Source organism: Campylobacter showae, assembly GCF_963515975.1.
GTDB lineage: Bacteria > Campylobacterota > Campylobacteria > Campylobacterales > Campylobacteraceae > Campylobacter_A > Campylobacter_A showae_F.
Map to the genome: position 1 here is coordinate 1 of NZ_CAUPZM010000031.1, position 19,899 is coordinate 19,899.

The 19,899-nt window shown below is 47.4% G+C and carries 24 protein-coding genes and 1 pseudogene; 21 read left to right on the top strand and 4 right to left on the bottom strand.

Annotated elements, in window-relative coordinates:
• Positions 1-29 precede the first annotated feature (29 nt).
• The 11 genes from aroQ to RWM02_RS09510 all read left to right on the top strand — a co-directional run bounded on the left by aroQ (position 30) and on the right by RWM02_RS09510 (position 8,385).
• Positions 30-518 (top strand): type II 3-dehydroquinate dehydratase, encoded by a 489-nt coding sequence (gene aroQ / locus RWM02_RS09460; protein ID WP_295143131.1) that lies wholly within the window; start codon positions 30-32, stop codon positions 516-518.
• A gap of 13 nt (positions 519-531) precedes the next feature.
• Positions 532-1,557: a M24 family metallopeptidase gene (locus RWM02_RS09465; RefSeq protein ID WP_314071611.1), complete on the top strand. Its 1,026-nt coding sequence runs from the start codon at positions 532-534 to the stop codon at positions 1,555-1,557.
• Positions 1,554-2,054 (top strand): 2-amino-4-hydroxy-6-hydroxymethyldihydropteridine diphosphokinase, encoded by a 501-nt coding sequence (folK, locus tag RWM02_RS09470; RefSeq protein WP_314071613.1) that lies wholly within the window; start codon positions 1,554-1,556, stop codon positions 2,052-2,054. Before RWM02_RS09465 ends, folK begins: the two co-directional genes overlap by 4 nt.
• Positions 2,055-2,164: 110 nt before the next feature.
• Positions 2,165-3,571 (top strand): flagellar biosynthesis protein FlhF, encoded by a 1,407-nt coding sequence (flhF, locus tag RWM02_RS09475; RefSeq protein ID WP_002945949.1) that lies wholly within the window; start codon positions 2,165-2,167, stop codon positions 3,569-3,571.
• Complete coding sequence (locus RWM02_RS09480; protein ID WP_002952971.1) at positions 3,568-4,434, top strand: MinD/ParA family protein; 867 nt, start codon at positions 3,568-3,570, stop codon at positions 4,432-4,434. Before flhF ends, RWM02_RS09480 begins: the two co-directional genes overlap by 4 nt.
• Before the next feature lie 15 nt (positions 4,435-4,449).
• Positions 4,450-4,803 carry a hypothetical protein gene (locus RWM02_RS09485; RefSeq protein ID WP_314071617.1) on the top strand — a complete coding sequence of 118 codons (354 nt, stop codon included), beginning with the start codon at positions 4,450-4,452 and terminating at the stop codon, positions 4,801-4,803.
• Positions 4,787-5,482, top strand: coding sequence for an RNA polymerase sigma factor FliA (locus tag RWM02_RS09490; protein WP_314071619.1), 696 nt, complete (start codon positions 4,787-4,789; stop codon positions 5,480-5,482). The genes RWM02_RS09485 and RWM02_RS09490 overlap by 17 nt, the downstream gene beginning before the upstream one ends.
• Positions 5,482-6,585 (top strand): flagellar motor switch protein FliM, encoded by a 1,104-nt coding sequence (fliM, locus tag RWM02_RS09495; RefSeq protein ID WP_314071622.1) that lies wholly within the window; start codon positions 5,482-5,484, stop codon positions 6,583-6,585. The genes RWM02_RS09490 and fliM overlap by 1 nt, the downstream gene beginning before the upstream one ends.
• The gene (gene fliY, locus RWM02_RS09500; protein WP_314071625.1) at positions 6,578-7,411 is read left to right on the top strand and encodes a flagellar motor switch protein FliY; all 834 of its coding nucleotides are present in this window, start codon (positions 6,578-6,580) and stop codon (positions 7,409-7,411) included. The genes fliM and fliY overlap by 8 nt, the downstream gene beginning before the upstream one ends.
• Positions 7,412-7,544: 133 nt before the next feature.
• Positions 7,545-8,141: an LOG family protein gene (locus tag RWM02_RS09505; RefSeq protein ID WP_314071628.1), complete on the top strand. Its 597-nt coding sequence runs from the start codon at positions 7,545-7,547 to the stop codon at positions 8,139-8,141.
• A 40-nt stretch (positions 8,142-8,181) separates the two neighbouring features.
• Positions 8,182-8,385: a hypothetical protein gene (locus RWM02_RS09510; RefSeq protein ID WP_314071630.1), complete on the top strand. Its 204-nt coding sequence runs from the start codon at positions 8,182-8,184 to the stop codon at positions 8,383-8,385.
• A 168-nt stretch (positions 8,386-8,553) separates the two neighbouring features.
• On the opposite strand, the gene RWM02_RS09515 is transcribed toward RWM02_RS09510, so the two are convergent.
• Positions 8,554-8,721: a hypothetical protein gene (locus RWM02_RS09515; protein WP_314071632.1), complete on the bottom strand. Its 168-nt coding sequence runs from the start codon at positions 8,719-8,721 to the stop codon at positions 8,554-8,556.
• Between the two features lie 257 nt (positions 8,722-8,978).
• Here RWM02_RS09515 and mnmA point away from each other — a divergent pair, with 257 nt between their 5' ends.
• The 3 genes from mnmA to RWM02_RS09530 all read left to right on the top strand — a co-directional run bounded on the left by mnmA (position 8,979) and on the right by RWM02_RS09530 (position 10,696).
• Positions 8,979-9,995: a tRNA 2-thiouridine(34) synthase MnmA gene (gene mnmA / locus RWM02_RS09520; protein WP_314071635.1), complete on the top strand. Its 1,017-nt coding sequence runs from the start codon at positions 8,979-8,981 to the stop codon at positions 9,993-9,995.
• Positions 9,996-10,213: 218 nt separating this feature from the next.
• Complete coding sequence (locus RWM02_RS09525; protein ID WP_314071638.1) at positions 10,214-10,453, top strand: hypothetical protein; 240 nt, start codon at positions 10,214-10,216, stop codon at positions 10,451-10,453.
• Between the two features lie 30 nt (positions 10,454-10,483).
• Entirely contained in the window at positions 10,484-10,696 is a 213-nt protein-coding gene (locus RWM02_RS09530) for a hypothetical protein (protein WP_314071641.1), read from the top strand.
• Between the two features lie 117 nt (positions 10,697-10,813).
• On the opposite strand, the gene RWM02_RS09535 is transcribed toward RWM02_RS09530, so the two are convergent.
• Together RWM02_RS09535 and RWM02_RS09540 are read right to left on the bottom strand one after the other, a co-directional pair.
• Positions 10,814-11,782, bottom strand: coding sequence for a DUF3137 domain-containing protein (locus tag RWM02_RS09535; RefSeq protein WP_314071643.1), 969 nt, complete (start codon positions 11,780-11,782; stop codon positions 10,814-10,816).
• Between the two features lie 175 nt (positions 11,783-11,957).
• A complete protein-coding gene (locus RWM02_RS09540; RefSeq protein ID WP_314071646.1) occupies positions 11,958-12,794 on the bottom strand; it encodes a peptidylprolyl isomerase in 837 nt (278 codons plus the stop codon).
• 87 nt (positions 12,795-12,881) lie between these two features.
• On the opposite strand from RWM02_RS09540, the gene gltX reads away from it, so the two are divergent.
• The 7 genes from gltX (at position 12,882) to RWM02_RS09575 (ending at position 19,231) form a co-directional block, all read left to right on the top strand.
• On the top strand, positions 12,882-14,273 hold the full coding sequence (gene gltX, locus RWM02_RS09545; protein WP_314071650.1) for a glutamate--tRNA ligase: 1,392 nt from the start codon (positions 12,882-12,884) through the stop codon (positions 14,271-14,273).
• Positions 14,270-15,523: a malic enzyme-like NAD(P)-binding protein gene (locus RWM02_RS09550; protein WP_314071655.1), complete on the top strand. Its 1,254-nt coding sequence runs from the start codon at positions 14,270-14,272 to the stop codon at positions 15,521-15,523. Before gltX ends, RWM02_RS09550 begins: the two co-directional genes overlap by 4 nt.
• A complete protein-coding gene (upp, locus tag RWM02_RS09555) occupies positions 15,524-16,150 on the top strand; it encodes a uracil phosphoribosyltransferase (protein ID WP_314071658.1) in 627 nt (208 codons plus the stop codon).
• A 243-nt stretch (positions 16,151-16,393) separates the two neighbouring features.
• Positions 16,394-16,924 (top strand): ribonuclease domain-containing protein, encoded by a 531-nt coding sequence (locus RWM02_RS09560; RefSeq protein WP_122862475.1) that lies wholly within the window; start codon positions 16,394-16,396, stop codon positions 16,922-16,924.
• Positions 16,921-17,187, top strand: a complete 267-nt coding sequence (locus RWM02_RS09565) for a barstar family protein (protein WP_122862476.1) — start codon at positions 16,921-16,923, stop codon at positions 17,185-17,187. Before RWM02_RS09560 ends, RWM02_RS09565 begins: the two co-directional genes overlap by 4 nt.
• 402 nt (positions 17,188-17,589) lie before the next feature.
• The gene (locus RWM02_RS09570) at positions 17,590-18,138 is read left to right on the top strand and encodes an NAD(P)H-dependent oxidoreductase (protein ID WP_314071664.1); all 549 of its coding nucleotides are present in this window, start codon (positions 17,590-17,592) and stop codon (positions 18,136-18,138) included.
• 394 nt (positions 18,139-18,532) lie between these two features.
• Positions 18,533-19,231: an MqnA/MqnD/SBP family protein gene (locus RWM02_RS09575; protein WP_314071666.1), complete on the top strand. Its 699-nt coding sequence runs from the start codon at positions 18,533-18,535 to the stop codon at positions 19,229-19,231.
• Positions 19,232-19,536: 305 nt separating this feature from the next.
• Here the strand turns inward: RWM02_RS09575 and RWM02_RS09580 are convergent.
• A pseudogene (locus tag RWM02_RS09580) lies at positions 19,537-19,899 on the bottom strand (ankyrin repeat domain-containing protein); the annotation flags it as partial.

Genomic DNA, 19,899 nt, shown 5'->3' on the forward strand with positions numbered 1-19,899 from the left:
CTAAATTTAAATCTTTTAAAAGGCTAAAAATGGAAACAAAATCTAAACTAATGGTCATCCAAGGCCCGAATATCAACATGCTGGGTACGCGAGAGACCGACGTCTACGGCTCGATGAAGATGGAGGATATCCACGGGCAGATGAAGCTTTTTGCCGAGCAAAACGATATAGAGATCGAGTTTTTTCAGAGCAATTTCGAGGGTGAACTAGTGGATAAAATCCAAGAGTGCTTCGGCGAATTTGACGGCATCATCATAAACCCAGCCGCCTACACGCACACATCTATCGCGATCCGCGACGCTATCGCAGCCGTCGGACTCCCGGTCATCGAGGTGCATATCAGCAACATCCACCGCCGCGAAGAATTTCGCCAAAAAAGCCTCATAGCGCCGGTGACCGCGGGGCAGATCGTGGGCTTTGGGCCTGTGGGCTACCATCTAGCCATGATCGCGATGCTGCAAATTTTCGAACAGATAAAAGCTATGAAAGCCGCAAGAGCTGGCGAAAAAGCGGAGTAAAACGAGGCAAAATTTGAAAAATTTTATCCTAAAGGACGAAAACGCCGTATTTCACGAGTGCGGATACAGCTGCGACAACGCGGTATTTTTAAGTCTCGCTGGGCGCAAATTTTTCCTCACCGATGCGCGCTATAGCATCGAGGCGCACGAGCTTTGCAAAGATACCGAGGTTATCGAGGTCGAGCGAAATTTGATAAAAGACGCAAGGCTGTTTTTGCGAAAAATGGGCGTAAAGGAGCTTAGCTACAACCCGTACGATTTTAGCGCGGGCGAGTGGGGGGCGCTTAGTAAAGGGCTTGGGATAAGATTTAAGGCGCGAGCGAATTTTTCGCAAATTTCACGCATAGTAAAGACCGAAGACGAGATAAAAATTTTAAAGCAAGCGGCGCAGCTAGGCGCCCAGAGGTTTGACGAATTTGCCGCGTTCGTGCGCGCCGAGGGCGAAGGCATGAGTGAAGAGGAGTTGTTTTTTAACGCCGAGCTCATCTTTAAGAAAAAGGGCGAGCTTGCGCTTAGCTTTTCGCCTATCGTCGCGATAAACGAAAACGCCGCAAAGGCGCACGCATTGCCCGGTAAAAAGCGTTTGCGACAGGGAGATTTGCTCCTGCTTGACGCGGGGGTTAAATTTAATCGCTACTGCTCCGATAGGACGCGCACGGCGTGCTTTGACGAAAATTTTAACTTCGGCAAGGAGCAAAATTTTAAAAACGCCAAACGGCAAGAGATTTACGAGATCGTAAAAGAGGCGCAGGCCTTAGCGATCGCGGCGGTAGTGCCTGGTAAAAAGGCGCGCGAGATCGACGCGGCGGCTAGGGATTTTATCGCGAGGCAGGGCCTTGGCGAAGCGTTTTTTCACAGCACCGGACACGGCGTCGGAGTCGATATTCACGAGCTTCCGTTTATCTCAAAACGCGGAGATACCGTGCTAAAAGAGGGGATGATCTTTAGCGTGGAGCCCGGGATTTACTTGCCTGGCGAGTTTGGCGTACGCATCGAGGACGTCGTGGTCGTGCGCGAAAACGGGGCTGAAATTTTATGAGGGTAGCGGGGGCGAGACGGTTTAGCAAATGCCTCTTTTTCCCGAAGGTTTTTGATTTTAAACCGGATTTTAAAAACAGCGTTATTTTGGGCCTTGGCGGCAATATCGGCGACGTTAAAAAGCGCTTTAATCGGTTGCATTTTAAGCTCAGCAGAGATAGCAGGTTTCACGTCGTGGAAAACTCAGCCCTCCTCATCAACGAGGCGTTTGGGTTTAAGGAGCAGGCTGATTTCACAAACGCCGTAACGCTCGTGCAAACGAGCCTTGCCGCGAGGCAAATTTTAAAAATAACGGCAAATTTGGAGAGGCGTTTCGGACGCGTGCGAAGCTTTAAAAACGCGCCCAGGACGCTTGATATAGATATTTTGTATTTTAGCGGACGAAACAGAAACGACGCGCGGCTGGCGCTACCGCATCCGGGCGCAAAAAAAAGAATCAGCGTGATTTTGCCGCTTGGGACGATGAAGCGCGTTAGTAAAAGCGGAGTTAAATTTTAAAATTTAGCGGTCGCAAAGCCTAAATTTGAAGCGGGAACGGAAAATGCATAGCCTTTGCCGCGACGATTTCGGTGCGGCGGCTAAATTTAGCGAGAAACGAAGGAGAAGATTTGGCGACGAAGTTTTATACGTTTACCGGCGAGAGCAGTATGGAGGCGCTAAAAAAGGCGCAGGCTCAGTGCGGCGAGAGGGCGATCTTGGTAACGACGAAGCAAATTCAGCCAAAGACGATAAACAAAAAGCCGCTTTATGAAATTTTGGTTAGCGTCGAAGAGGACGCGAGTGAGCAGAAAAAAAATCAGCCTCAAAAGCAAAATTTAAAGGGCTATGAGGAGTTTTTGCGCGCTCAAACGCCGAAAGAAGAAAGGCCGCAAAAGATCATTTTAGACGAGCGCGAGCTTTTTAGAGCCGAGCAGCAAAACGCCAAAGCAGCGGTAAATTTGACCCAAAATTCCGCAAGAACCGCGCCGGGAAATCAAAACTACAAAACCGCTCAAAACAGCGGCGAGGACATACTCCTAAACATCTCAAAAGCCGCAAAAGAGATAAGCCAGATAGCAAATATCGAAACCGCGCCCGGCCGTCAGGATCAAATTTACGACAAAAAGATCGACGACGTCGCAAGGCAGGTAAGTATGCTGAGCGAAAAAGTAAATATGATAGCCGATATGTTCTGGGAGGAGCGTGCAAGCGCCAGGAATAACCTGATCATACCGCCGGAGTTTGCCGGCATCTACAAAGATGCCAAAAATAGCGGCATGAAAGAAGAGCACCTAGAGCAGATAATGAAAATAACCGCGGAAAATATGTCGCCTCAGATGAAGGCTAATCCGACGGCTGTGAGGAGATATTTTAGCTCGCTGCTTAGAAAGATGCTACCGTGCAGGAGCGAAGAGGACAACAGAAAACAAAAAATCATGATGCTAGTGGGGCCTACCGGAGTGGGTAAAACTACGACTCTAGCCAAGCTTGCGGCGAGATTTGCCTACGGCGAGGGCAGGCGCGCGAAAACGGGCATCATCACGCTTGATACCTACCGTATCGGCGCGGTCGAGCAGCTGTTTCAGTACGCAAAGATGATGAAGCTGCCGATCCTTGATGTTATCGAGGTGGAGGATTTTAAAAACGCGCTAAAACAGCTAAATCACTGCGAAGTGATCCTCATAGATACCACGGGCAGCTCGCAGTACGATAAAGAAAAACTAGCTAGGCTTGAAATGTTTTTAAAGCATAGCGACGCGCAAATAGACGTAAATTTGGTGCTTTCCGCAGGCTCAAAGATAGATGATATGCTCGAAATTTACAACGGTTTTAGCTTCCTTGATATCGACACTCTGATCATCACCAAATTTGACGAAACCAAAATTTTCGGTAACGTATTTTCGCTAGTTTACGAGATAAATAAACCCGTTAGCTTCTTTTGCCTAGGACAAGAGGTTCCCGACGACATCATGGTAGCAAAAAGCGAGTTTTTAGTCGATTGCCTTTTGCAAGGGTTTAATAAGGATAAAAAATGAACACTCAAGCCGAGAAATTAAAAGATATAGTAGCCTCTAGATCAAATGCGAAAAACACGCGCTTCATCGCCGTAACTAGCGGCAAAGGCGGCGTGGGCAAGAGCACCATAAGCGCAAATTTGGCAAATATCCTCGCTAGAAACGGCTACAAAGTCGCGCTTTTTGACGCGGATATAGGACTGGCGAATTTAGACGTCATCTTAAACGTGCGCATTAGTAAAAATTTGCTCCACGTGCTAAAAGGCGAGTGCTCGCTAAAAGATATCTTGATCGAGGTAAAGCCAAATTTGACGCTGATTCCCGGCGAGAGCGGAGACGAGATACTTAAATTTAACAACCAATTTTTATACGAGCGTTTTTTCGAGGAGTCCTCGAGCCTTGACGATCTTGATTTTATCATCATCGACACGGGTGCGGGCATCGGCGGAAACACTCAGCTGTTTTTGGAGGCCGCAGACGAGGTAATAGTAGTCACCGTACCCGATCCTGCCGCGATAACCGATGCCTACGCCGTTATCAAAATCACCTCTAAAAATAAAGACAATCTGCTTATGCTTTTTAACATGGTTAGGAGCGAAAAGGAGGCGGTTAGGATATTTGAGCATGTGCGAAAAGTAGCTAGGGCAAATATCGAAAATCCGTTAAATTTGGAGTTTTTGGGCGCTATCAGCGAGGATAAAAACGTCTCTCGCAGCATAAAACAGCGCACGCTTTTTACCGACGACAGCAGATACGATGCCGCGAGCATGGAGCTTGAGCAGGTGGCGTCGAAGCTACTTTATAGATTGGAACAAAAAGTGCTTAATCCAAGTACGAACAACAGCTTCAGCGGCTTTTTTAGGCGGCTAATGGAGCAATTTTAAATTTAGGATTTTACTTTGAGAGCGGAAAATTTTATAGCATTTTTTACGGTTTGCGGATTTTTTATCGGCGCGACTTTTTCGGCGTTAAAGCTGAACGACCCGATAGATATGCTTGTTTATACGTTTCTCATTACGTTTTTTTTCTATCTTTTAGTACACGTGGTTATTATAAATTATTTAGACGCCAAAGCGTCGCTAAAAAGGCGGTTTGATAAGGAACTATACGAGCAAAGGGCCGATCATCTAATCGGCGAACTAGCGCTTAGAGAAAAACGAATAGATAGTCTCTTAAGCAAGCTCGCAAACGAAAATATACTGATAAAACAAACGTTAAATAAGAGCAACGAAAGTAATGCAAAAGCCGCTTAATCCATACGCCCAGACGATAAAAAAAGAGCAAGACGACATCGTACTAGCCTACATGCCAGCTCTTCGCGCGATGGCTTTTAGGCTAAAGGAGCGCTTGCCGGCTCATATCGACGTTAGCGACCTGATAGGCGCCGGGCTTGAGGAGATGGTAAAGCTCTCTAGAAAATACGACAAAGAGCAAAACGACTCGTTTTGGGGATATGCGCAAAAGCGAGTTTACGGCGCGATGCTTGATTTTTTACGCGGGCTTGACGTGGTTAGCCGCTCGGACCGCACTTTGGTAAAGTCTATCGAGGCTTTGGTGGATGAGTATTTTAATAAATTTGAGCACGAGCCAGACGATGCGTATATCGCAAGCAAGCTCGGCGTCGACGTAGAAAAGGTAAGCGAAGCAAGAAACGTGAGCGCAGTCGTCGCCGTCCTAAATATCGACGATCAAATGGAGCTAATGAGCGAAGAAAATACGCTCGAGCGGATCGAAAAAGAGGATTTGATAGAAAAGATAGCTCAAATTTTAAACGAATTTGAGGAGCGCGATCAGCTCATCGTGCAGCTTTATTATTACGAGGAGCTGAGCCTAAAGGAGATCAGCGAGATTTTGGGTATCACCGAGAGTAGGATATCGCAGATCCATAAGCGCTTGATGGATAAAATAAGAAAAAAGCTTGAGGGCAAATAATGGCGGACATTTTAAGTCAAGAAGAGATAGACGCGCTACTAGAAGTCGTAGACGACGAAGAGGCGAGCGGGTCGATCGGAGAGGGCGGCAAAGAAGAGCAGCGCCAGGTAATAATCTATGATTTTAAACGCCCAAACCGCGTCAGCAAAGAACAGCTACGTGCGATAAAGGGCATACACGATAAGCTTGCGAGAAATTTGGCTTCTCAAATTTCAAGCGTTATGAGAAGTATCGTGGAGATCCGCCTGCACAGCGTCGATCAGATGACCTACGGCGAGTTTTTGATGAGCTTGCCGAGCCCTACTAGCTTTAACGTCTTTTCGATCAAGCCGCTTGACGGCAACTGCGTTTTGGAGATAAACCCGAGCATCGCGTTTCCGATGATAGATCGCTTACTAGGCGGTAACGGCGAGGGCTTTGAGGCTAGCAGGGAGCTAACCGATATCGAGGTAAATTTGCTCGATGCGATCCTAAGAATGATGATGCAGCGTCTAAAAGAGAGCTGGGCGATGATTACCGATATGTACCCAAACGTCGAGGCTAAAGAAAGCAGTCCAAACGTCGTGCAAATAGTCAGCCAAAACGAAATCGTGATAATGGTCGTCATGGAGATCATCGTAGGCAACTCAAGCGGCATGATAAACATCTGCTATCCGGTCATCTACCTAGAGCCGATCTTGAGCCGTTTGGCTAACCGCGACATAATGCTTGGCGAAACGAGCGCGAAAAAGAGCCGAAACAAAGAGCTAAAAACGCTGATCGGGCGCGCTGAAGTGCTGTATGAGGCGATACTGGGCAAAAGCGTCGTTAGCGTAAACGAGTTTTTAAATTTAAAAGAGGGCGACATACTGCGCCTCGACCGCTCGGCAAACGACAAGGCTATCGTAACGATCGATAAAAAAGAGGTATTTTTGGCCGAGGTCGGGCTGCATAGATTTAGAAAATCTATCCGCATAGAAGAGCTCATCAGAAGCGACAAAGACGAGATCAAAAACATCCTCGAGCAATACGAAGAAGAGCGCAAAGCCAAGCTCATGAGCTACGATCAAGAAAACGAAGAGGATGAGGATAATATATTAGGCGAGGGTGAAGACGATGAATGATTTTTTGAAAATTTTCGTAAATGAAGTAAAGGCTACGATCGAGGGACTAACGGGTAGGACGCCTGAGATAGGCGAGAGAAACGAATACGACGCGCCCAAGCAAGAAGGTATAAAACCGCCTCTAGCCGTGGCAAACGTGACTGTCGGCGGCGATACGACGGCAAAGATGATGCTAGTAGCTACGCCCGTGCTAATGAGCGCGATCGGCGAGTGGATGCTCGGAGAAGAAGAGATCTCGCGCAACGAAAATTTAAGCGAGGATGAGCTAGACGCCGCAAAAGAGGTATTTTCAAATATCCTCGGCGCATTTTCTACGAGCCTTGGCGCACAAAAAGGCATGCCGAAGCTAAATTTCGAGGTCGCGAAGGTAAATTTCCTCGACGAGAGCGCAAATTTAGACGTAAATACGTTTGAAAAAATCTACATCTACTCCGTTAAAATCGGCGACATCAGCGAGCATATCGCTATCGTGCTTGATTTTGCGCTGGTTAAATTTTTCAACAAAGATCAAAAAGAGCCCGCCCAGCAAGTAGCTCCCGCAAAAAGCGATCTAAGCGCCGAAGAGATGCGAAATATCGGGCTCATCATGGACGTGCGCCTGCCGCTTCACGTACGCATCGGCTCAAAAAGAATGCTGCTAAAAGACGTGCTCACGATGGATATAGGCTCGGTCATCGAGCTAAATCAGCTCGCAAACGACCCGCTTGAAATTCTAATCAGCGACAAGGTCGTAGCCCTAGGCGAGGTCGTCATCGTAGACGGTAACTTCGGCATCCAGATCACTCAGATCGGCACGAAAAAAGAGCGCTTAGAGCAGCTTAGATAAGGTTAAATTTAGAAATAAGAGGCTAAATTTAGCCTCGCTTTAGCTTGGGTGCGCTTTTGCTCAAATTTAACGGCATTTTGCTCAAATTTGAGCGCGAAAATACGGCGCGTAAATTTAACCGCAAAGAGAAATAATGGATGAAATTTTAAACGATCTGGCCAAATTTAGGGATTTTGCGACCTATAAAAATCCTAGCGTTACGTTTTTCGGCTCGGCTAGATTTGACGAAAATAGCAAATACTGTAAAATGGCTTTTAGTCTCGCAAAAGAGCTTGCCGACGGCGGTTTCGCGGTCGTTAGCGGCGGCGGGCCGGGCGTGATGGAGGCGGCGAACAAAGGAGCGTATGAAAGCGGTAAAAGTCCGTCCGTGGGCCTAAATATCGTGCTTCCGTTTGAGCAGGTGACGAACAGATACGCCACGAGCAATTTCGTTTTTTCAAATTTATCCGCTCGCAAATTTGCCCTCATCGAGCGCTCGAGTGCGTTTTTGGTGTTTCCGGGCGGCTTTGGGACGCTTGACGAGTTGTTTGAGATCCTGGTGCTCGCGCAAATCGGCGCCAAAAAAACTAAAATTTTCCTCATCGGAAGTGAGTTTTGGAGTAAGCTCGACGATTTCATCAAAACCACGCTGATGCACGAAAAAGCCGTCAGCGAGGAGGATCTGTCGCTTTATACGATCAGCGACGATCTGGACGCCGTGCGGGATGAAATTTTGGGGATATTAAACTAAACTAGCATGCTAAAATTTTACGAATTTTGAGGATTTGGCGATGCTTTATAGGATCGTTTTTGCGCTGATTTGCCTCGTTTTTGTCGGTATTTGCGGCTGTGTCGCCGTCAAATTTGACGGCGCTCGCGTCCCTTTACTGATTTTAATCGCCGTAGTTTTCGTCGTTGCGATGACGGCACACATGATACATGAAAATTTAAAGCTAGATAAAGATCTAAAAGACGGCGAAACTCAAGACAAATAGCCGCAAGCAGGCTTGAGGGCTAGTTAAATTCGGTCTGCAAATTTGCTGGGTGCTTATATCTAGCGTTCGGCGTTAAATTTTGATTTTTGCAAATTTAGCTTGCCTGCATTTTAGTAATTTTAATGAGCAAACCTTTAAATTTACGCCCCAAGCGCCTTGTTTTTAAATTTATAAATTCTCTCCGCCGACAATGCCCGCTTTTACATAAAATTCGGTAAATTTAACCGCGTCATCGCCGTTTGCAAATTCTGCGTTGCCGTCTCGGCGGGTAAAATTCAGAGCCGAGCAAAGCGCGAAAGCTAAATATCCGCTTAGTTCGCTATCCTTGGCTCGCAAATTTATAGCCTATTAAGCTATTTTTTATATAATCGCACCGAATTTATACGAATTTGTCTTATTGTGGGGCTAGGGCTAAGTTTGTAAATTTGCAAATATTTTTACAAAAAACGCAAGCGATGAATCGCGAGATGAATTTAAGCGTTGCGCGGAAATTTTTGCGTCAAGGCTAGGCATGCAGCCTGCCGCAGATCAAAAATTTCAAGCTCGTTTAAAGGCGCTCGCGAGGCGCGCTTGCCCCACAAAGGAAAGAAAAAATGAAAATACTAATGGCCATGAGCGGCGGCGTCGACTCCACCATGAGCGCCAAAATGCTGCTAGAAGCGGGTCACGAGGTCGTGGGCTGCTATATGAAACTACACAAAAAGCCCGGCTATCACGAGCAAAACATCGGCAAAGTCGCCCGCGCGTGCGAGTATCTGGGCATAAACTATCACGTGATCGATCTGCAAGACGAGTTTGATAGATACGTCTATACGCCATTTGTCGGCGCTTATAAAGAGGGTCGCACGCCAAATCCGTGCGCGCTTTGCAACCGTTTTATCAAATTCGGCGAGCTGTTAAAATTCGCCAAAAGTATCGGCTGCGAAAAGCTCGCCACCGGCCACTACATCCGCGTGCAAGACGGCCTCATCAGAGTCGCCGCCGATCCTAGCAAAGACCAGAGCTACTTCGTGGCGCAGGTACCAAAAGAGATAATCGCCGATATGATTTTCCCGCTCGGAGACAAATTTAAAAAAGATATAAAAGAGCTGGCAAAGTCTCTGCCGAGCTTTCGCGAATACGGCGAGCAAGCCGAGAGTAGCGAGATTTGCTTCGTCGAGGACACCTATATCGAGGTGCTAAACAAGCACTACGAGACCGACCTGCCGGGCGACGTGGTCGATAGCGCGGGCAGGGTGATCGGGCGGCACAACGGCTATATGCACTACACGATCGGCAAGAGGCGCGGATTTGAGGTGTTTGGGGCGCACGAGCCGCATTTCGTGCTCTCTATCGACGCGGCAAATAACCGCATCGTCGTCGGGCCTAAAGAGGAGCTCGAGCGCGGCAAGATCGCGGTAAATAGCCTAAATTTGTTCGTGGATGAGAGCGAGTTTGACTGCGACGTCAAGGTACGCTACCGTAGCATCGGGCTAAACGCGCACGTAAAAGTGCTGGGTGGCGGCACCGCCGAGGTCGAGCTAAAACAGAGCGCATTTGGCGTGGCTAGCGGGCAGCTCGCGGTATTTTACAAAGGCGAGCTGGTTATCGGCAGCGGATTTATCCTGTAAATTTTATCTTAAATTTGATCGCTTGGGGCGGTCAAATTCGGCTCTCTTGCCGAGGCGTTTGCGGGCAAAGGCTGGTCAAATTTGCCTGCATTTGATCAAATTTAATTTACCGTCCGCCGCACAAAATCCTCAAATTTTATTTATTTTGCAGTCTGCTTTCATGCTTCAAATTTAGCCTAAAATCGCTAAAATATACAAAAATAATCAAAGGACGCAAGATGAATCCAAAAGAGATCGCCGAGGAGCTCATCGTAAAAATGATCAACGCCGCCGACCGCAAGCAAACCCAGCGCGTGCGCGAGTGCTTTGCCGACGTCGTATTCGTCGATCACTCGAGCCTAAACGGCATGCGCGGCGCGCTCGTGAGCGCGGACGAGTTCGTGACGTCGTGGCAGCAGTTGCTCGAGGACGCGCAGACCTACGCTTCGCTTAGCAACTTTGAACTATTGCCTGCGTAGGAGGGCATCAGCGCCGAGTGCCACGCGCACATGGTTTACACCGCGCCCGGCATCGAGCCGTGGGAGATATTTGGGCGTCAGATTTTTGAGATATTTAGGGTTTCAGGCGAATACAAGATCACTTCGTTTCAGTTCGCCGCCGCCGTACAAAGGGGCAACAAAAACTTCCTAAAAGAGCTGCAAGCGCGTAAAAAACGCTCGAAACTCGGTCAAATTTACGATAAATTTAGCGGGAAAAAGTGAAATTTGTTTTACGCGCGCGAGGCTTTGAGTCATAAATTTACACCCAAATTTATCGGCAAAACCCGCACCGCAAAAATGCTAATTTAGTTGTAAAAACCCCAGCCGTCAAATTTGCCCTCACTTAAAAATATCAAGGTTTAAATTTAATTCGTCTATGATAGATAAAAATTCTGAAATTTCCTTTTTTATCTGCTTTACGTCATAAAGACTAGGCGGTAGCGAAAACGGCGTAGTTTCAAATCTATTTTTCGCTCCGTTTAAAAATAGGTAAAATTTATCGTCCATAAACGCCGCGCTCACGCCCATCTCTCCCGCAAATTTTATCTTTAACTCGCGCAAGCGCTTCATAAACGCAGGCGTCAAAAGATATCTTGCTTCGACCTTGTCATCCGTGAAAACCCTAAATTCATCGTTAAAAAGAGTATCGTCCATCTGCTCTTTTTCGCCTAAAAATTTAGTATTTAGAGTGCGGCTTGCCACTATCGTTTGCCCGCTAAATTTCTTGTAAAACTCGCAGACCAAGACCGAGCCGCTAAAGGCTTGGGCATTGCTATATATTGTATAGAAAGCCGTAGCGACAAAAAGGACTGAGGCTATTTCCGGAGAGCAGGCGGTGCCGGCGACGATAGTTCCGCCCGGTATCCTTATTGCTTCGCTTAAGCTAAATTTAACGCCGTTATAAATGCCGCTGATTTGATCTTCGGCGCGGAATTTATTTTGCGCATATATGCCTATCTTTTTAAATTCCTCACGGCTAATCCCCGCCGACGGTTCATAACTAAAAGCCTGGTTTATATCCGAAATAATGGTACGAATATAAACATCTTTGTAAAATTCCTCGTAAACCCATAATGGTTCAATTACATTAGACCAAGTTGTCACCCATGAGACGATAAAAATTGGAATATAACCGATGATGATAAATATTACGCCTAATTCGCTTCTAAAAATTTTTTCCGCTACGAAAATCCCGCTAAGCGGCAATATGGCTATAAAAAAGATACCCAAAAATAGATACTTTACAAACGCACGTCTGCACTCTTTTTGCTTTTTTCTAGTTGCCTCTATCGCTTCGTTTATGTTCAAATTTTACCTCTTTTGGGATTTTACGTTTGGAGCGAATTTTAGCGAAATTTACACCGTAAAGGTGCGGGTTTGGGCAAGTAAGCAACTAAATTTAAAAAATCGGTCAAATTTGACCTAAAATAAAAGAAGTTAAGCCGAATCAAATCGGCTTAAAATTTGCGCTTAAATTTGAAGTTTAGCGTAGATATTTGACGTTAGCTTTGGCGCGGAGTTTGTTGAAGTATTCGCCGATGACGCGGTCTTGCTCGAGTTTATAAAGCGCGTTCATCGCTTCGTCTCTGACCTCGTCGAATTCAGGCATCGTTTGCCCCTTTTTAGACGCTACGTAAAACATTTCAAAGCCCTCGGGAGTCTGGAAAATCTGCGTGAAAGTGCCGTCCGGGGTCTGCTGAAATATCGTTCGTAGTTGAGGCGGGATCTGCTCGCTTTTTAGATCCAGCACGTCCATGTGCACGCTGTGGTTGGTGTTCATCGGGGAGCTGTGTTTGGCGGCCTCTAAAAGCTGCACCGAAGGCGCCACGTATCTAGTCACGCTCACGTCGGTAAAGTGCGCGAAAAGGTCGCGATTTTGCTCGAAATACGCTCTCGCGGCGTTTTCTGAAATGTTGATTTTGGCGTCGGCAAATATGCTTTGATACAGCTTTTCTTGTTTTATGGTCTTTGCGACGTCGTCTTTAAACTGCGCGTAGTCGCCGCCCTTTGATAGCACGGCCGAGCGTAGATCTGAGGCGCTCATACCGCTCTCGCTTGCGATCTTTTGTAGCCTTTGATTTAGCTCGTAGTCGCTGGCTTCGATTTTTAGGTTTTTGATCTGCGCGGTTTCGAGTCTATCGCGGATCAGTAAATTTAGCGCGTTAGCTTCGTTTGTTTGCAGCTGCGCGGCGGCTTTGCGCACTTCGTTTACGGTGATGGGTTCGTTTTCGATGATGACGGCGATGCCGTTTGAGATCTGGCTCGCGTTAGCCATACAAAAACTGAGAAAAAACGCGGCGAATGAGATCTTTTTTAACATATAAAACCTTTGTTTAAGTCTAAAGTAAATATAATTTGAGCATTATAACATTTTAAATTTAAGCGCAAGCTATAAAGGTAAAATTTAATGCAAAATTCACAAATAGTAACTAGATTTGCCCCCTCTCCGACCGGATATCTACACATCGGCGGGCTTAGGACGGCGCTTTATAACTACTTATACGCTAGAGCAAACGGCGGGAAATTTCTGCTACGCATCGAAGATACCGACCTAAAACGCAACTCCGAAGAAGCAACGCAAGCGATAAAAGAGGCCTTTGCCTGGTGCGGGCTGGATCACGACGGCGAGGTAACGTATCAGTCGCGTAGATTCGACATATATAAAGAGTACGTACAAAAGCTGTTAGCCGAGGGCAAAGCCTACAAATGCTACATGAGCAAGGACGAGCTAGACGCTTTGCGCGCTGAACAAGAAGCGAGAAAAGAGAGGCCCAAATACGATAATCGCTACCGCGAATTTACGGGCACTCCGCCTGCGGGAGTCGAGCCCGTCATCCGTATCAAAGCGCCTCTAAACGGCGAGATCGTGATCGACGACGGTATCAAAGGCGAGGTCAAATTTAGAGTCGAGGATATCCTGGATGATTTTATCATCGCGCGCTCTGACGGCACTCCGACGTATAACTTCACGGTCGTGATAGATGACGCGCTAATGGGCGTAACCGACGTCATCCGCGGAGACGATCATCTATCAAATACCCCAAAGCAAATCGTGCTCTACGACGCTCTAGGCTTTAAAGCTCCGAAATTTTACCACGTCGCGATGATAAACGGCGAGGACGGTAGCAAACTAAGCAAACGCCACGGCGCGACCGATGTGATGGAGTATAAGCGCATGGGTTATCTGCCCGAAGCTCTTTTAAATTTCCTCGTGCGCCTAGGCTGGAGCCACGGAAACGACGAAATTTTCGGTATGGACGATATGTTAAAGTACTTCGATCCGCACGATATAAACAAGAGCTCAAGCACCTATAACGCAAGCAAGCTAGAGTGGCTAAACGCCCACTATATCAAGACTCTACCGTACGAAAGGCTAGCAAGCGAGATGCTTGAATTTGAGATAGATTTTAAAGCGATGCCAAAGGGCGAGGTGCTGTTAAATTCATTGCGCGAACGCTCAAAAACGCTAGTTGAAATGAGCCAAAGCGCAAGGACGATCATAAACGCTCCAAGCTCATACGACGAGAAAGCCTATGCTAAATTTATCACGCCGGGGAGTAAGGAAAATTTGGCTAAATTTGCCGAAATTTTAGGCGAAAATTTAGACGCCAAAGGCTACGAGGAGATGACGGCTAAATTTTTAGAAGCAAACGGCTTAAAGCTAAAAGACCTAGCCCAGGCGCTTCGCGTCGCGCTAACTGGAAATAGCGTAAGCCCTGGGATATTTGAGGTGCTCGAAGTTTTGGGCGCGGACGAGACAAAAAAAAGAATAAGAAATATTTTAAAGGAGAATAAATGACACACGTAACTAACGAAGAGGCTCTCGCGTATCACGAGGGCGGTAAAATAGAGATAAAAGTAAAAACCCCATGCGCTACGGCAAGAGACCTTTCAATGGCCTATACGCCGGGCGTTGCGGTACCGTGCAAGCAGATAGAAGCCGACAACGAACTAGCCTACAAATACACCAACAAGGCAAATTTAGTAGCCGTCATCACCGACGGTACAGCCGTACTCGGCCTAGGCGATATCGGCGCGGTAGCGGGTAAACCCGTGATGGAGGGCAAGGCGGTTTTGTTTAAAAAATTTGCAAACGTAGACGCATTCGACATCGAGCTAGACGAGCATGATCCGGACAAGATCGTAGAGATCTGCAAAGCCTTAGCTCCGACTTTCGGCGGTATAAATTTAGAAGATATCCGCGCTCCGAAGTGCTTTGAGATCGAGCGCAAACTACAAGAGGCAGTCGATATCCCGGTCATGCACGACGATCAACACGGCACGGCGATGATAACGAGTGCGGGCATGATAAATGCGATGGAAATTTCTGGCAAAGATATCTCTAAAATCAAAATCGTAGTTAGCGGCGCGGGCGCGGCGGGTATCGCATGCGCGAAGATGTACAAGGCTCTGGGTGCCAAGCACATCGTGATGATCGACAGCAAAGGCGTCATACACAAAGGCCGCACCGATCTAACTCCTGAAAAGGTCGAATTCGCCCTCGAAACCGCAGATAGAACGCTAGCGGACGCGATGAAGGGTGCGGATATGTTCCTAGGCCTTAGCAAGCCTGGCGTCGTGACGAAGGAAATGGTCGCGTCTATGAACGACGAGCCGATTATTTTCGCGCTTGCTAACCCGACTCCGGAAATCTTCCCTGAAGACGTCGCTAGCGTGCGAAACGACGTGATGATGGGAACCGGCCGCAGCGACTATCCAAACCAGGTAAATAACGTTCTTGGCTTTCCGTTTATATTCCGCGGAGCGCTAGACGTCAGAGCTAAAAAAATCACCGAAAATATGAAAATGGCTGCGGCGCGCGCGCTTGCAAATTTGGCTAAAGAGCCCGTGCCTGCTGAGGTTTGCGCGGCGTTTGGCGTAAAAGAGCTAAAATTCGGCAAAGACTACATCATACCAAAACCGTTTGACAATCGCGTGCTTTTAGCCGTGGCTCCGGCGGTAGCGCAAGCTGCGGTCGAAGACGGCGTAGCTAGAGTGAAGGATTTTGACGTCAAAGCCTATACCGAAAAGCTAGCAAAGGGTCTGTAAATGAAAAACGTCAGGCTCATCTCTCATCCGCTTATCGAGCACAAACTAGCGATTTTAAGGGATAAAAACACTGAGCCGTTTCAGTTTAGGATGCTCGTGGACGAGATCAGCCACCTGATGATATTTGAGGCGACTAGGGATCTGGCGCTGCGCGACGTGAGCGTACAGACCCCGGTCGCCCAGGCTCAGGCCAAAAAGCTCGCGACTAAGGTAATGATTTGCCCGATTTTGCGCGCGGCCCTGGGTATGCTAGATAGCGTATTTACGATCATTCCCGATGCTAGCGTCGGCTTTTTGGGCTTTCAGCGAAACGAAAAGACTGCAGAGGCGGAGTTTTTCTACGCCAAGCTGCCTCGCGACGCCAAAAACCGCCTAGCCATCATCATCGATCCAATGTTTGCCACCGGCGGTACGGCTATCGACGCGGTTAAATTTTTACGCGAGAACGGCATAAAACAGATCAAATTTATCTCCATCATCGCCGCTCCAGAGGGACTAAAGCGATTTAGCGAAGTTTACCCGGACGTCGAGGTCTATACTGCCGCGATCGACGAGCGACTAGACGAGAAAAACTACATCGTGCCGGGTCTTGGCGACGCGGGCGACAGAGTCTTTAATACGCTTTAAATTTAGCTTCTAGAGCGCTAAATTTAGCCTACGTTTTTCTGCTGATTTATCAAATTTGACTGCGATCTATGCGGTCAAATTTGACTTTTTAGCGCGCTAAATTTGGCGCAAACGTTTGGCGGGAGAGCAAATTTACTCTCGTCTTTACGGCCCCAAATCATCAAATTTAGATTTAGTCCGTAAAATTTGACGGCAAATTTAACTCCGAAGCAAGCGCTTCAAATTTATTCCAAAAGGTCTTTTTTGAACAAACAACTCATTAGAAACGTCATCTTGCCGCTAGCCGTTTTGTTGATCGCGGCGCTGTTTAAATTTATCGTCCCGGATAGCTCGACCGCTCCAGGTCAAAATCAGCCGCAAAGCGAATTTAGAGGCGGCGGCGCAGAGAAAAATGTAGCCGCCGCGCCGAGCGTAAATGTCGTAAAAGAGGGCGTCTACACCTCAAAAGACGAGGTTGCGGCGTATATTTATAGATTCGGCGGGTTGCCGCGAAACTTCATCACCAAAAAAGAGGCTCTCGCGCTCGGATGGGACGCTAAAAGCGGCAATCTGTGGCAGGTCGTGGACAAAAAAAGTATCGGCGGCGACCGCTTTTCAAACAGAGAAAAGAAGCTGCCAGAGGCTAACGGTCGCAAGTGGTTTGAGTGCGATATCGGATACCGTGGAGGGCGGCGCGGAGCCGAGCGTATCGTGTTTTCTAACGACGGGCTGATCTACTACACGCCCGATCATTACGAGAACTTTTATCTACTTTATGAGCGGAGGCGGCAGTGAAAATCATAACTCTAAACGGCGCGAAAATGCGCGAGAAAACGGCAGCCTTTGAGTATCTGGCGCGAAAATTTAGCCTGGGCCCCGAGATAAAAAACCTCGACGCGCTTTACGACGCGCTCGGCGAGATAAACGAGCCCACGCAAATCAAACTAAAAAATCACTCCTCCCTTGCCGCGCTAGGGGGTTATGCAGACGATCTGATCGCCGTTTTTACCGACCTTGCGGAGGAAAACGAGTGGGTAAAATTTGAGATTTTGTCTTGAGTTTTTGCCTTTAGTGAGGTAAGTTTTAGGTTAAATTTGCGGGTTTAGGCGCCGTAGCTTTTAAAATTTAATCATCTAAAGCTCGTATGCGGTAAATTTGAGAGTATGTTGCTGTGACGAGGATGCGCGAACGCGCGTCAAATTTACTCCGTGCGGAGCTCCCGTCCATATAAAACACGCAAAAGCCGAAAATTTAATCAAATTAGGCGGCATTTACTTTCGTATATTTTACGCGCCGTTACCGCTAGCCTTAACCCGTTTTTAGGCTTTTGATGATATAATTTCTCAAAAATAAGACTTTTGCGGTTTGGGGCGAGGTTTAAAAATCAGCAAATTTAATCAGCTTAAATTTAACGCCCCAAAAGCGCAGACGCTCTAAAATTTATCAAAAAAGGAGCCAAAATGAAAACGCTAGTAGTTTTATCCCATCCAAATTTCGCCGCCTCTCGCCTAAACAAGGTGCTGGCAAACGCCGCCAAAAGCGCGGGCGCCGAGGTTCGCCATCTAGAGGGACTATACGGCACCGACGCCATGAAAATCGACGTTGCGGCAGAGCAGGAGGCGTTTTTGCGCGCCGATCGCATCGTGTTTTTGTTTCCGATGATGGGCTTTAACGTGCCGTCAATGCTAAAGGCCTACATTGACTACGTGCTCAGCCGCGGCTTTGCCTACGGGCAGGGCGCGAAGATTGCGGGCAAACGGCTGCAAATCGCCGTGAGCGCGGGCGGCGGGCTAGGCGAATACTCCAAGCACGGCGCGATCAAATTTAGCCTAAACGAGATTTTGCTACCGCTTCAGTGCTGCGCGGATTTTTGCGAGCTCGTTTATGGGCGCATTTTTGCTAGCTGCGGCGTGGAGCCGGGCGTGCCTGATAGCGCGATAGAGGCGCATGCGGCGAGATTTACGAAGCTCTTAAACGACGAACTTGAAGAGCACGAGTATCAAATTTAATGGCGCAAAATAGCGCGTCCTTGAGCTCAAATTTGCACCGTTAGCGGCGATTTCCTGCGCGGAGTCGCCGCTTTTCAAATTTAGCCTTAAAAAGATAGCTTTGGAACAAAGCTATATGGGAAGCTCGGCGCGTTTTGGCAGTTTTTCATCGTCGCCTTTCGGAGCGATTTCTAGGTGGCCAGACCCGCGCCTTTTTGGCGTTTTGTTTCGTCGCGGGCGTATTTTGCGGCGCGAGTCGGTCAAATTTGCGCTATCGTTTCAAGGCTCGTAGCCCGTATATTTTTGACGCAGGCTATGATTTTGGATTTTACGAAAATTTATTTTTACAGTTGGATTCAGCTTTAAATTTAGCTCGTTTTAAAACGGCGCAAATCCTTATAAATTCGGAGTTTTTATGATTTTTGGCAAGATTGATTATCTAAATTTGCTTCCTTTTCACGTATTTTTAAAGCGCTCGCGCCTAAGCTCGCAGGATAAAAAAATCATCGAATTTAAAAAAGGGGTGCCTAGCAAACTAAACCGCGATCTGCGCTGCCGCAGGATCGACGCCGCCGTGATATCAAGCATCGAAAGCCGCAAAAAACGCTACAAAAAGGTGAGTCTTGGCATCGTAGCTAAGGGCGACGTCAAAAGCGTGCTCGTGCGAAAGGGCACCGCCGCGCGCCCGGATCCAGCGTCTGCGAGCTCAAATGCGCTAGCCGGAGTGCTGGGGCTTGAGGGTGAGGTGCTCATCGGCGACCGCGCGCTAAAGGCGTATCTGCGAGAGGGCGAGGAGGCGTTTTACGATATGGGGAGGGCGTGGCGCGAGCGGACGGGCTTGCCGTTTGTTTTCGGGCGATTTTCCTGCGTGAAGGGGCGCGGCGCGTATGAGCGGCTGGCGTGCGAGTTTTTGCGAGCAAATGTCAAAATCCCAAACTACATCCTCGCCAAATACGCCCAAACTAGGGGCATCAGCGTGGACGATATCAAATGGTATCTTAAATTTATCAGCTACGAAATCGGCGCGAAAGAGCAAAAAGCGCTGCGGATATTTTTCAAAGAAGTGCGAAAAAACGGGCGGACGGCGAAGTTTTTGGCGCGAGGCGAGCGGTAGCCGCAAATTTACTCTAACGCGCCGCTTTTAAGTTTGCCTTTTATCTCGGGCGGTTTTCGCGGTCGCTTCAAATGCCGTAGTTTAAAGCTTAACTGTCGCGCAACGCTAAATTTTAACCTCGCTAAGCGGCGATCGCGTTTTTTAGAAGCTAGCAAGGACCCCGTCAAATTTGAAATTTGACGGGCAAATTTACGGCTAATCTCGTCAAATTTCGCCCGCTTAAATTTTAAATTTACGCCCGCCGCGAGCTCAAATTTTATTCGGCCGAATTTATATTTTGGCTTCGTCTTTGCGCCGAGATTATTTTACTTCAAATTTGAGCTTGGGCTGGATTTACTTCGGTTGTTATCTACGTAAATCACCTTGGTCGAGTCGCTTTTGTATGTACTTAAAAACCTATATATTTTTTTTATCTTTTTTTCTTCATTTGCCCATTTTATAAAAGCTCTAGCGTCTTTAAACGTTGCATTTTCGTCGGGGCAGTGTTTAAAGTAAGAATTTATCGTCTTATCAAATGTTTCTATCATTTTTGGATCTATCGGCTTTGGTTTGTATTTTAAAAGACCATCTTCATATAGTAGCGAATAAGGAGCATATTTGTATTTATTATTGGTTCTTTTTATCTTTTCTTCAGCCTCTTCGTCTCTGCCTTGATTCATTTTATAGAT

What these genes read in the sequence shown, in the direction of transcription:
- aroQ (WP_295143131.1), top strand. Translation starts at nt 30, where the DNA reads ATGGAAACAAAATCTAAACTAATGGTCATCCAAGGCCCGAATATCAAC.
- folK (WP_314071613.1), top strand. Translation starts at nt 1,554, where the DNA reads ATGAGGGTAGCGGGGGCGAGACGGTTTAGCAAATGCCTCTTTTTCCCG.
- RWM02_RS09480 (WP_002952971.1), top strand. Translation starts at nt 3,568, where the DNA reads ATGAACACTCAAGCCGAGAAATTAAAAGATATAGTAGCCTCTAGATCA.
- RWM02_RS09490 (WP_314071619.1), top strand. Translation starts at nt 4,787, where the DNA reads ATGCAAAAGCCGCTTAATCCATACGCCCAGACGATAAAAAAAGAGCAA.
- fliM (WP_314071622.1), top strand. Translation starts at nt 5,482, where the DNA reads ATGGCGGACATTTTAAGTCAAGAAGAGATAGACGCGCTACTAGAAGTC.
- fliY (WP_314071625.1), top strand. Translation starts at nt 6,578, where the DNA reads ATGAATGATTTTTTGAAAATTTTCGTAAATGAAGTAAAGGCTACGATC.
- RWM02_RS09505 (WP_314071628.1), top strand. Translation starts at nt 7,545, where the DNA reads ATGGATGAAATTTTAAACGATCTGGCCAAATTTAGGGATTTTGCGACC.
- RWM02_RS09510 (WP_314071630.1), top strand. Translation starts at nt 8,182, where the DNA reads ATGCTTTATAGGATCGTTTTTGCGCTGATTTGCCTCGTTTTTGTCGGT.
- mnmA (WP_314071635.1), top strand. Translation starts at nt 8,979, where the DNA reads ATGAAAATACTAATGGCCATGAGCGGCGGCGTCGACTCCACCATGAGC.
- RWM02_RS09525 (WP_314071638.1), top strand. Translation starts at nt 10,214, where the DNA reads ATGAATCCAAAAGAGATCGCCGAGGAGCTCATCGTAAAAATGATCAAC.
- RWM02_RS09530 (WP_314071641.1), top strand. Translation starts at nt 10,484, where the DNA reads ATGGTTTACACCGCGCCCGGCATCGAGCCGTGGGAGATATTTGGGCGT.
- RWM02_RS09540 (WP_314071646.1), bottom strand. Translation starts at nt 12,794, where the DNA reads ATGTTAAAAAAGATCTCATTCGCCGCGTTTTTTCTCAGTTTTTGTATG.
- gltX (WP_314071650.1), top strand. Translation starts at nt 12,882, where the DNA reads ATGCAAAATTCACAAATAGTAACTAGATTTGCCCCCTCTCCGACCGGA.
- RWM02_RS09550 (WP_314071655.1), top strand. Translation starts at nt 14,270, where the DNA reads ATGACACACGTAACTAACGAAGAGGCTCTCGCGTATCACGAGGGCGGT.
- upp (WP_314071658.1), top strand. Translation starts at nt 15,524, where the DNA reads ATGAAAAACGTCAGGCTCATCTCTCATCCGCTTATCGAGCACAAACTA.
- RWM02_RS09570 (WP_314071664.1), top strand. Translation starts at nt 17,590, where the DNA reads ATGAAAACGCTAGTAGTTTTATCCCATCCAAATTTCGCCGCCTCTCGC.
- RWM02_RS09575 (WP_314071666.1), top strand. Translation starts at nt 18,533, where the DNA reads ATGATTTTTGGCAAGATTGATTATCTAAATTTGCTTCCTTTTCACGTA.